The sequence below is a fragment of the Pseudomonas sp. IT-P253 genome, assembly GCF_949768125.1.
GTDB lineage: Bacteria > Pseudomonadota > Gammaproteobacteria > Pseudomonadales > Pseudomonadaceae > Aquipseudomonas.
The window spans coordinates 21,583-32,643 of the sequence record NZ_CATKPT010000035.1; the positions used below are offsets into that span (position 1 = coordinate 21,583).

10 protein-coding genes and 2 pseudogenes are annotated in these 11,061 nt (G+C 58.0%); 7 read left to right on the forward strand and 5 right to left on the reverse strand.

Going from position 1 to position 11,061, the window contains the following annotated elements; genetic code table 11:
* The first annotated feature begins 8 nt into the window (after positions 1 to 8).
* The 7 genes and pseudogenes from ACM6IR_RS19385 (at position 9) to ACM6IR_RS19415 (ending at position 6,025) form a co-directional block, all read left to right on the forward strand.
* Positions 9 to 845: a transporter substrate-binding domain-containing protein gene (locus ACM6IR_RS19385; protein WP_414909184.1), complete on the forward strand. Its 837-nt coding sequence runs from the start codon at positions 9 to 11 to the stop codon at positions 843 to 845.
* A 75-nt stretch (positions 846 to 920) separates the two neighbouring features.
* On the forward strand, positions 921 to 1,580 hold the full coding sequence (locus ACM6IR_RS19390; protein WP_414909185.1) for an amino acid ABC transporter permease: 660 nt from the start codon (positions 921 to 923) through the stop codon (positions 1,578 to 1,580).
* Positions 1,577 to 2,248 (forward strand): amino acid ABC transporter permease, encoded by a 672-nt coding sequence (locus ACM6IR_RS19395; protein WP_414909186.1) that lies wholly within the window; start codon positions 1,577 to 1,579, stop codon positions 2,246 to 2,248. The genes ACM6IR_RS19390 and ACM6IR_RS19395 overlap by 4 nt, the downstream gene beginning before the upstream one ends.
* A 101-nt stretch (positions 2,249 to 2,349) precedes the next feature.
* Positions 2,350 to 3,189 (forward strand): amino acid ABC transporter ATP-binding protein, encoded by an 840-nt coding sequence (locus ACM6IR_RS19400; protein ID WP_414909187.1) that lies wholly within the window; start codon positions 2,350 to 2,352, stop codon positions 3,187 to 3,189.
* Entirely contained in the window at positions 3,186 to 4,322 is a 1,137-nt protein-coding gene (gene hisC, locus ACM6IR_RS19405; protein WP_414909188.1) for a histidinol-phosphate transaminase, read from the forward strand. Before ACM6IR_RS19400 ends, hisC begins: the two co-directional genes overlap by 4 nt.
* The gene (hutC, locus tag ACM6IR_RS19410; protein WP_414909189.1) at positions 4,322 to 5,059 is read left to right on the forward strand and encodes a histidine utilization repressor; all 738 of its coding nucleotides are present in this window, start codon (positions 4,322 to 4,324) and stop codon (positions 5,057 to 5,059) included. Before hisC ends, hutC (ACM6IR_RS19410) begins: the two co-directional genes overlap by 1 nt.
* A 607-nt stretch (positions 5,060 to 5,666) precedes the next feature.
* Positions 5,667 to 6,025 (forward strand): annotated as a pseudogene (locus ACM6IR_RS19415) (DUF6124 family protein).
* A gap of 311 nt (positions 6,026 to 6,336) precedes the next feature.
* Here the strand turns inward: ACM6IR_RS19415 and ACM6IR_RS19420 are convergent.
* From ACM6IR_RS19420 to ACM6IR_RS19440, 5 genes and pseudogenes are all read right to left on the reverse strand, one after another.
* A pseudogene (locus ACM6IR_RS19420) lies at positions 6,337 to 6,765 on the reverse strand (electron transfer flavoprotein subunit alpha/FixB family protein); the annotation flags it as partial.
* An 86-nt stretch (positions 6,766 to 6,851) separates the two neighbouring features.
* Positions 6,852 to 7,994 carry an acyl-CoA dehydrogenase family protein gene (locus tag ACM6IR_RS19425; RefSeq protein WP_414909190.1) on the reverse strand — a complete coding sequence of 381 codons (1,143 nt, stop codon included), beginning with the start codon at positions 7,992 to 7,994 and terminating at the stop codon, positions 6,852 to 6,854.
* The gene (locus ACM6IR_RS19430) at positions 7,984 to 9,150 is read right to left on the reverse strand and encodes a CaiB/BaiF CoA transferase family protein (protein ID WP_414909191.1); all 1,167 of its coding nucleotides are present in this window, start codon (positions 9,148 to 9,150) and stop codon (positions 7,984 to 7,986) included. Before ACM6IR_RS19430 ends, ACM6IR_RS19425 begins: the two co-directional genes overlap by 11 nt.
* 477 nt (positions 9,151 to 9,627) lie before the next feature.
* Positions 9,628 to 10,380 carry a histidine utilization repressor gene (hutC, locus tag ACM6IR_RS19435; RefSeq protein ID WP_414909192.1) on the reverse strand — a complete coding sequence of 251 codons (753 nt, stop codon included), beginning with the start codon at positions 10,378 to 10,380 and terminating at the stop codon, positions 9,628 to 9,630.
* 111 nt (positions 10,381 to 10,491) lie between these two features.
* The gene (locus ACM6IR_RS19440; protein WP_414909193.1) at positions 10,492 to 10,800 is read right to left on the reverse strand and encodes a class I SAM-dependent methyltransferase; all 309 of its coding nucleotides are present in this window, start codon (positions 10,798 to 10,800) and stop codon (positions 10,492 to 10,494) included.
* Positions 10,801 to 11,061 lie beyond the last annotated feature (261 nt).

The following is an 11,061-nucleotide window of genomic DNA, read 5'->3' on the forward strand; positions in this document are numbered from 1 at the left end:
GTTACACCATGCAACTCGATTCTCTGTTCAGTAAAAAATTCAACGGCCTGTGCATCGCTTTGGCCCTGGCTGGCGCCTGTACGGCAGCCCAGGCTGACCAACTTGCCGATGTGAAAAAGGCCGGTGAACTGGTGGTGGGCACCGAACTGCAATTTGCGCCTTTCGACTTCACCGAGAACGGTAAACAGAAAGGCCTGAACTCCGAGCTGTTCGAGCAGTTGGGCAAAGAGTTGGGGGTCAAGGTCAGGTTCATGGACTTGCCATGGCCAAGCGTGTTGCCGGGACTTGAAGCGAAGAAATTCGACGTGGTCGCAGGCCCCATTATCGTCACCAAGGCGCGCAAGGAGCGGTACCACTTTGTAATGCCGATAGCCGAGGCAACTGTCGCCTTGCTGGTCAGCGCCAAGGACAGCCCCATCACTAAACCTGAAGACATCGCCGGCAAAGCTGTGGGTGCCGGCAAGGGCTCGGCGCAGCTCGAAGAGCTGAAAACCTTCGCCGCCACCCTGCCGAAAAAAGTCGATGTGCGTGAATACATCGACAACAACCAGGCCTACGCGGAGCTTGGGACCAAGCGCATCGTTGCCGTCGCCAATTCTCTGCCGAACATTACCTACGTTGCCGCGCAGCATCCGGACAAGTACAAGGTGGTAATGCCTCCGTTCGGCAAGAAATCCTACTTCGCCTACCTGGGGCGCAAGGATGACGACGCCAACAGCCTGATCGCCGCCCTCGATTCCGCCATGCTGAAAATGCACGATGACGGCCGTCTCGCGGCCCTGCAAAAGAAATGGCTGGGTGCCGAAATGGACGTGCCGAAAGCTGACTTCGAGCCTACCTGGTAAACAAAGTCTGGGGGATCTATGAACGGATCGCCGGCTCAGCCGAGCCGGTGATTTATCCATGCTGGAGGCGCGACGATGTTCGATTGGCCTTTACTGCTGCAAAACCTGCCACTGCTGCTGGACAGCCTGCTGGTGACCCTGGAGATTTCCGTCGCGGCACTGGCCATTGGCTTTGTCATCGGCGTTATCGTTGGCAGCCTGCGTCTGTCACCCGTGCCATTGCTCAGACGTCTGGGTGGCGCTTATATATTCGTGTTCCGCGGCATTCCACTGCTGGTGCAATTGCTGTTCATTTATTACTTCCTGCCGCGTATCGGCCTGCCCAACGTTTCGCCCATGGTGGCGGCGGTCATCGGCCTGTCCCTGGCAGCAGGCGCTTATATCGCTGAAATCATGCGTGGTGGCTTTCTCGCCATTCCCGGCGGTCAACTCGAAGCCGCCGGCCTGCTGGGCCTGAGCTCAGGACAAATGCTGGTGCGCATTCGTGTCCCTCAAGCCGTGCGCCTGACCCTGCCGGCACTGGTCAATGAAATGATCCTGCTGATCAAGGCGTCGTCACTGGTGTCGGTGGTCGGTCTGGCCGACCTGACCCGCACAGCGCAGAACATCGCGGCCAGTGACTACATGTTCGTTCAGGACTACCTGATGCTGGCGGGTTTCTATTGCCTGATCAACATCCCGCTGGCGTTCTTCGGCGGCCTGCTGGAACGCCATCTGAAGGAGCGCACCGCATGATCTTTGACCCCACGATCATCACTCATCACCTGGCAGATATCGGCCAAGGCTTCATGGTCACTCTCGGTACCTGGTCCGCTGGTGTCACGCTGGGTCTGTTGTTGGGCCTGTTGATCGCTGTCGCCCAACTGTTCGGCAACAGTCTGGTGCGCGCACCCTTGCGAGCGTTCATCGAGATGATTCGAAGTACGCCGTTTCTGGTCCAGTTGTTCCTGGTGTACTACGGCGGCCCATCTTTCGGGCTGAGCCTGGACCCCATTCCGGCGGGCATTCTTGGTTTGGGCGTTTATGGCAGCGTTTATTTCGCGGAGATTTTCCGTACCGGTTTTGAGTCCGTAGCCCGAGGACAACTGGAAGCCGCCGACTGCCTGGGCATCAGCCGCCTGCAATGCATCCTGCGCATTCAGATTCCACAAATGCTGGTGATCATCCTGCCGGCGCTGGTCAATCTGATCACCATCTTGTGCAAGGAAACCGCCGTGCTGTCGATCATCACCATCCCCGAACTGACCATGGTCCTGACCGGCATTGGCTCGGAAACCTTCGCCTTCGTCGAAACCCTGCTGGTGCTGTGCATCGGCTACCTGCTGCTGGTGGAAGCCTGTTCTCGGCTGGGCATGCTTCTGGAAGTGCGCGTCGGGCGATTCATGCAGAAGCAACCGCGATGAAAGGCCTCCTTTCTGCCGCCGCGGACCTGCGCACAAACCCTGCCGCTTCGACGCCAATAGGCCCGCAACCATCATCCGTATTGAAAGAATCAGGTGAAGCGATGAAGACTTCCAAGGCACTCTCCGACAATAGCGAGCCAATGCTCAAACTGATCAACGTCGGCAAGAGCTTCGGCAACCTGCGTGTACTCAAGGGTATCGACTTGCAGGTCCGGCATTCTGAAGTGGTGTGCCTGATTGGCCCCTCCGGCTCAGGCAAAAGCACCCTGCTGCGCAGCATGGCGTTCCTTGAGGAATACGACGAAGGCGAGATTTATATCGAAGGCCAGTTACTGGGCTGGGTGCCGGAAAACGGCAAGGGCCGCAAGCGCGCGGCACAGTCGCAAATCAATCTGGTGCGACGCAATGTCGGCATGGTCTTCCAGCAATTCAACCTGTGGCCGCACATGACCGCCCTTGGCAATGTGAGTGAAGCCTTGTTGCGTGTGCGCAAGCTGTCTGCCGATGACGCTCGTCAACGGGCCATGGCGATGCTGGATAAAGTCGGGCTGGCTCACAAGGCGGCGGCCTATCCGGCGCAACTGTCCGGTGGTCAGCAACAGCGCGTGGCGATCGCCCGGGCGCTGGCTATGGAGCCGCACATCATGCTGTTCGATGAACCCACTTCTGCCCTCGACCCGGAGCTGGTCGGCGAAGTGCTGCAGGTCATGAAGACCCTGGCCAAGGAAGGCATGACCATGGTGGTGGTCACCCATGAAATGGGCTTCGCCGCCCAGGTTGCCGATTCGGTGGTGTTTCTCGATCAGGGTCAGGTGGTCGCTCACGGCACGCCCCACGAAATCTTTCACAATGCCGAACAGCCGCGCCTGCAGCAATTCTTGCAGAACTACCTGGATCGCAATGCCTTCTGGCAAGACACCAAAGAGGTCAGCTCTGTATGAATGCCAACGATCTGAATCTGTTAGCCCGCGCCGAAGTACGTGACCTGGCCAGCTACAACGCCGGCCTCGGCTCGGATGCGGTGCGCAAGCGCTTCGACCTGACCCGCGTCGCCAAACTGGGCAGCAATGAAAACCCGATGGGCCCGGCACCCGCCGTTACCGCCGCAATGGCCCAGGCCTGCAGTGAAATTGCGCTGTACCCCGATGCCGGTTGCCAGGCATTACGCGCCGCACTGTCGAAGAAACTCGACGTACCGGAAGATCACCTGGTGTTCGGCAATGGCTCGGAAGATTTGCTGAGCGTCATCAGTCGGGTGTTTTTGGACCACGACGATGAAGTCGTCACCGTGGTGCCGTCCTTCGGCTTGCACTTTATCTACCCAATGGCAGCCGGGGCCCGGGTGGTAGGCGTACCCTTGACCGCCGAAGGTACCTTCGACGTGGCGGCGATGGTCGCCGCACTCACGCCACGCACCCGTTTGCTGATGTTTTCCTGCCCGTCCAACCCGGTGGGCTGCACCCTGAGCGCCGACGAGTTGCAGCGGTTGCTCGACGCATTGCCAGCACAGTGTTTACTGGTGTTCGATGAGGCCTATTATGAATACGCCCGACAGGAGGCCGACTATCCGGATTGCCTGGGCTTGATTCAGGCCTGCGGCAAACCGTTTGTCCTGCTACGGACATTCTCCAAGGCTTATTCCCTGGCGGGTTTACGCGTCGGCTACGGTATCGTCAGTGATCCGCTGCTGGCCGATCTGATCAATCGTCTGCGCACGCCTTTCAACGTCAACCGTGTCGCCCAGGCCGCGGCAGTTGCGGCGCTGGCCGACGATGAACATCTGCAAGCCTGCCTTTCCCATGTCGCCAGCGAACGCCGGCGACTGGTGGTCGCACTGCAGGAACAAGGCATCTCGACCGCACCGTCCATGGCCAATTTCCTGTACTTCAGCACCCCTTATCCTGCCGAAGTGATCAATCAGGCGCTGTTACGTGAGGGGGTGATCATCAAACCCTGGCGCGAAGCCGGATACGCTAATCACTTGCGGGTATCCATCGGAAGCTGTGAGGATAACGACCTTTTTCTGACAGCCTTGGCAAGAGTGCTTGCCGTACAAGAGACGCGGACCGACTGATGATGAAAAATGCACCGCAGGCGCTCTATCGGCGCGCGAAGGATTTTGTGCAAGGCCAGCTACGCGCGGGCGTTTGGAAACCCGGCGACCTGATCCCTTCAGAGAACCGTTTGGTGCAGGAACTGGGCATGTCGCGCATGACCGTCAACCGGGCATTGCGTGAACTGACCGAAGAGGGGCATCTGGTGCGAATCTCGGGCGTCGGCACTTTCGTGGCCGAAAGCAAACCGCAATCTAATCTGCTGCGAATCACCAACATCGCCGACGAGATCATTGCCCGGGGTCACAGCTACACGTGCCGCGTCCTGCACCTGGGACGCGAAGCGGCCTCGATGCCGGTGGCCGCTGCACTGGCGCTGGCCACCGGCACCTCGGTTTTTCATCTGATCTGTGTGCATTGCGAGGAAGGCGTACCGGTGCAACTCGAGGATCGTTACGTCAATCCAGAGTTGGTGCCGGAATTTCTTCAGCAAGACTTTGGTGAGCACCTGCAACCGGCAAGGTACCTGTTGCAGGTCATCAGGCCCGATGAAATGGAACATATCGTCGAAGCCAGCCACCCCAGCAGCGATGAAGCCAAACACATGCAAATCGATGCCAATGAACCCTGCCTGGTCCTCATGCGCCGAACCTGGAGTCAGAGCAAAATCGTCACCTATGTACGCCTGATCCATCCATCCTCACGCTATCGCCTGGGCAGTCGCATGCCGGTGAATGGAGCGCACAGAGACAGTTGAGCCCTGCCGACACGCGTGTCGCCGAAAAATTCACCCGTTTCCCGTTTAACGTAATGCCAGTCAGTTAAAAAAATCTCAGGCGAAACACGCTCTTCGTAGCAGCTGGCGAAGCCTGCGTTCGGCTGCGTAGCAGTCGTAAACCTGAGAGCGAGCTCTTCCAGAAACACCGCATTGCCTGACTTCACGACTGCTGCGCAGCCGAACGCAGGCTTCGCCAGCTGCTACAGATCGCTGCACGAACATGTGTTCCTCAGCCAAAAAACCCACCCGTTTAACATGCGTGTTTAATGGCGCTCTGTGTTACCTCCTGAAAGCTACAACACCTTGCGTCATTGCCTACGGTTAAGACAGAATCCGCCGGTTTGTGCGCCTTGACCCCCGACCTCTATTGTTTCCCTGTCGCTGAACATCAGTGATCGGGTTTGGTAGCCCGGTTTCGTATCATGGCGCATGGCGTCACCTATTATGGTGGCCATGCGCGGGGTCCTTTCGAGGGCGCCGGGTTCTGATACGACCGGTCTACCAACCCGCGTATGGCCGCCACCCTTCGTTTGGTAGCGAGTGTGATGGCTCTTCTTAAAATAAACTCGTATCAGGAGTTTGATTTATGTTCAAAGTTACGCCCAACTCGCCGGACACCGATCCGGCATCGCCGTACGAAGGCCTCGGTTCAAACAAACTCAACGACGCTGCCGAGCGCGCCCTCGATTTCCATTTCCCCTCTGCCGCCGACATTAAAGCGACTCCCCGCACGCCCGACTCCATGTTCATCGTCAACCCGGAACTCAGTATCGAAACCCTGCTGGCCCACGTATGCGAGTCACTGGCATCAGCCAATGTCATGACCATGGATTTGGCGGACATACGGAGGGACCAGGTCGCAACACCCTGTTGGGCATTGCGCAAGTCATCATGTTGGGTGAGCTCGCGGTGAACCGAGCGCTGGACCAACTCGACCCACATTAGTCGTCACTCTGTCCTTTGTGGCGAGGGGGCTTGTCGGAACGCCGCGCCGCCCCGTTCGGCTGCGCAGCAGTCGCAAAACCAGTCAGTGCAAGGCACCGGCTTTGCGATTGCTTTTAAGCGAGTGAAAGACACTAATAAATCGAGCGTATGATTAGTTATTTCAAAGGGGCTGTTCATTACAGCTCCTCGGCCGGGAGGGCCTTTCTCGGCATAACGTTTTTGCGCAAGAACTTGGGCGCTGATCCAGCCAGTTAGTTTGAAAGGTGCTGGATCGCGCCGGAGATAACGACCGCGACGTAGAACTGTGGCGCAACGATCTTGGCAGCGGTCAGTTCCGGACGATCAGACATGGCGTTACCGGCGTAGATCGGGACCTTGAAGGTATCAGCGCTTTCTATCGAGATAATTTCGGATATCTGGTCATCGTCCAGCGCAACGGCCACGCGCGGCAGGATGTTTTTGCCGTTGGAAGTGGCGGCAGCCAGGATGTGGCGGTAGCCCGCAGCCCCTGCTTCTTGAACGAGAGCGACTACCAGCGGCGCGAAGATTTCCGGCAGTTTGTGAGCGTAGGCGGCGTTGTCAGCCACCAGCACTTTAGCCACACCAGCGATTTTCGCAGCGGCTTCAGCCACCGCGCCAACGCCCTGGCCTGCAACCAGAACGTGGATATCACCACCGATTTTGGCGGCAGCCGCAACAGTGTTCAGTGTGGCCGGGGCCACCACTTTGTTGTCCTGCTGGTCATTTGAGCGTTTGGTGTTGCGTCCGTATCACCTGAAAAACTGACGCCGACGAGTCTCAGGCTCGTTGACGACAGCCCTGAAACTTACTTGTGAGCATCGAGCAGGCTTCTGGAAATGATGATTTTCTGGACCTCTGAGGTCCCCTCGAAAATCCGCAAAATCCGCGCGTCACGCACGTAACGCTCCAGTGGCAGGTCACGGATGTAGCCATAGCCTCCGTGCAACTGCAGCGCTGCGTCGGTGATGAAACCGGCACACTCGGCGGCGACCAGCTTCGCAGTCGCTGAGTCCAGGTTGAAGCGCTCCCCGCTGTCACGCCGGGCAGCCGCCTTCCAGGTGAGCATGCGTGCGCTTTCCAGTTGTGCGTACATGTCGGCCAAACGCCATTGGGTGCCCTGGTACGCGGCCAGCGGTTTGGTACCGATCTGCCGCTCACGCACCCAGTTCAGGCTGCATTGCATCGCGGCACTGGCGATACCCAGCGACATGGCCGCTACCTCGACCCGACCTCGATCAAGTACCGCCATGGCGGTATTGAATCCCTGCCCTTCAACGCCGAGCAAGGCCGACTCCGGCAGCCAGCAATCCAGCGCCAGTTCATAGATGGTACTGCCGCGCAGCCCCATGGTTTTCTCCGGGCTGGAAAAGCTGATCCCGGCCGTCCCCTGAGGAATCATGAAGGCACTGATGCCCTTGTGTCCGGCCTCGGCATCGGTTTTTGCATAGAGCACAATAAAGCCGGCTTCACGGGCGTTGGTGATGTAGTGCTTGCTGCCGCGCAGACGCCAGCCCCCCTCCTCGCGTTGTGCCCGGCAACGCATGTCCGCCGGATTCGAGCCTGCGGCAGGCTCGGTCAAGGCGAAAGCGCCGAGCAACTCACCGGTGGCTGCGCGCGGCAACCACGCTTGCTTCTGGGCTTCGGTACCACCAATGAGTATCGAGTCAGTCGCCAGAAAGTGGGCGGTCAATGCAGAGGCCGTCGAAGCACACGCACCAGCGACCGCTTCGACCACCCGACTCATTGCGAGGCTGCCAATCCCCAGTCCACCATACTGTTCCGGAAGGTTGATCCCCATGCAACCGAGTTCGGCCAGGGCTTTCAGGCTCTCGGCGCAGAATGTTTCGGTCTCATCGTAGTGCTGAGCCCGCGGCTGAATGACTTCCCGAGCGACTTGTTCAGCAGTTTCAATAACCGCCAGTTCAACCTGATCCAGTTCAAAGTTCATGTGGGTTTTCCTGTTTATTCAGTCCAAATGCCTGGTTATCTGCACCCAGCCGAGGCGCAAGGGTGGTGGCGTGGGGTTTATGGCCATTGAAAAATACCGGTTGTGGAACCAGCGGTAGCGCGCAGCCTTCGGGGTAAATCTGCAGTTGCCGCACGCGTGCCTGCTCGCTGCTTGCCGCCTCGGCCAGATTCCACACCGGCGATGCCGGAACGCCGGCCTCGAGCAAGGCATCACAAAGCTCCTCGACCTTGCCGTTGGACGTCCAGCCTTCGATTTCGCTGCGCAACGCAGGCTCGTTACGGGTGCGTAGATCGTCGTCGACAAAGCGCGGATCACTGGCCAGTTCGACTTTGCCCATGCACTCGCATAAACGCTGGAACAGCTTGTTGCTCGCCACCGCGATAACCACCAGACCGTCCGCTGCACGGTAGGTATCGAACGGCGTCGACACCGGATGACGGTTACCGACCAGCCCGGGGGCCACACCGTTGGCATAAAGGTTGGACAAGCCGGTCATTTGTAGACTGAACAACACATCGAACATGGCGACGTCGATGTATTGCGCACCCGGCGCATGCCGTTCACGAGCGAACAATGCCGAGCTGATGGCCCACGCGGCATAGACCCCGGCACACAGATCGCCCATGGCTTCGCCGCTGCGGGTCGGCCCGGTCTCGGCAAAACCGGTGACACTCATGAGGCCGGACATGGCCTGCGCCACAATGTCGTAGGCCGGCCGCCGCGATAACGGCCCCTCCTGACCGAAGCCGGAAATGCTCGCGTAGATCAGGCGCGGGTTATGTTGCTTCAGGGTTTCAAAATCGATACCCAATCGCTGAGTGACACCCGGGCGGAAGTTTTCCACCACGACGTCCGCGTCAGCGACCAGTTGATAAAACCTCGCCCTGTCGGACGTCGACTTGAAGTTGATTTCGACGCTGCGCTTGCCGCGATTGATCAGACCGAAATAGACACTTTCGCCATCACGAAAAGGCCCCAGGTGTCGGCTGTCGTCACCGTGCATGGGCACTTCGAATTTGATGACGTCAGCGCCCAGATCCGCGAGCATCGCGGTGCAATGGGGACCGGCAAGGACCCGGCTAATATCCAGGACGCGCACGCCCTGGAGTTGTTGAGTGAAGGGACTGTCTTTCATCGTCAATGCTCCGCAGGGAGTGGTCACTCAGGCCTTGGTAATCATCGGCAGGTTCAGGCCCTGCTCCTTGGCGGTCAGCGTGTTACCGCGGGCAGCGCGGATTTCAACATCACGGTATCTATCGGGTTTATCAGTCATGGTGGAATCCTTCATCGAGCGTATCAGCGTTATGGGGCTAGCAAGGCACATTGCAACTTATACCAGCCTGTACATACAAGTGAATGCAAGTGAAGAGCCACCTCTTTCTGGAGACGAACGGATTTCATCCGAAATTTTCAATAAATTTCAGATAATTCAACTAGTTAAAAAAATTAAGAAAAAATCAGAGGAATAGAATCAACGAAAAAATCAGTAAAAATCTGCCGCAACTTTGTGCAAATCAATGATCAGAAGTAACACTTCCGCACCAAAAGTAACGCCAGTAACACTGCCGGGGTGTGATATCGACACCCCGGTAGCCGTCATCTCGCGGAAGGATCAGTTACCAAATTTCCCTTCAAGTCGATAGCGTGAACCGGGGTAAACCAAGCGTGCACTGCCGACCTGACCTTTCGCTGACCAGGTGCGCCGACGAATCAACAGGCACGGTTCGTTGCGCTTGATCTGCAGCAATCGGCATTCCACCGATTTGGCGTGGATCGCTTCGACGACGTGTTCACCTTCGGTCAATGGCGCCAACTGAATGAGATAGGCATAAGGCGTGACTTTGGTGAAGTCTTGTTTGAGGTACTCAGGCGCCACCTGCGCATTGACGAAACGCTCCTCGATCTGGACCGGCACCTCGTTCTCGTAATGCACCACCAGCGAATGAAACAGTCGCGGCACACCGTCCAGGGCGAATGGAAGTGCCAGCGCGGACTTGGCGGGCACCTCTTCAAGCGTGATGACTTCACAGCGATGGGTGTGCCCGCGTGCAGAGATTTCTTCGGCGATATTGTGGATCTCAAACAACGCGGCATGACCTTTGGGCTCGGCGACAAATGTACCGACGCCCTGCATGCGAACCAGCAACCCTTCTATAGTCAGCTCCCGCAAGGCCCGGTTGATGGTCATTCGGCTGACCCCCAACAGGCTCAACAACTCGCTTTCCGACGGCAGTTTTGAGTTGGGCAGCCATGCCCCCGAGCGGATCTTTTGCACGATGACTTGCTTGACCCTCGCATACAGCGGAGAGGGGCTCTCGATCGTTAGGGACTCAAGGGGGGGCTTGCCATCGACAGTCGTGGACACAATGTTTCCTGATATTAGAGGCTCCAGCGAGCGGAACGCCGAGTTTATACGAACGCCTGATGTGAGACGTAATGCTAAGAACACACTGGATATAGGGCCTGTTTCCTCGACTCAGCGGCGAGTAATCAGCCCTTGCCGGGCGACGCGGATCAGTTGTTTGATCACTTGCGGGGCCTCCTCGATGCCAGGCGACTGGATCACCGCCAGATCGAAACTGTCGCTGGCAAACCGAGCCAGCGACTCACCGTCCTCGACAAACTGGATCAGGAAGGCTGCAGGACCACCGGCACGACGTGGCCAGCCATCGAGATAACGCAAGAGCGTCGGCTGATGTTGACCGCCAAGCAGGATTTTTGGATTGCGCTGGGTGAGATGTGCCGTGATCGGCGCGGGACGTACAACGGGGCTTAGTGCATTCATCGTGTCGTGTCTCTGCCTCAAAAGTCTGCATGGCAGGTGAGAGGCAACACCGAACCAGCGCTTTAGCGGTATTTCGAAGCCTGTTTCAAGCTTCTATAGGCAACTCGATGAGTCACCTGGCGCCCCGCAAGTAGCTGTTTAAATCGGCGCATGAGCAGCATCCTAGAGAAGCTGACTGGACGGTGTCAAGAATCCCGAGCAATCGGCATAGGGGACGGCCTTCACAGGCCGTTCCCCTGCCACACCACCCGGCATGCGGGT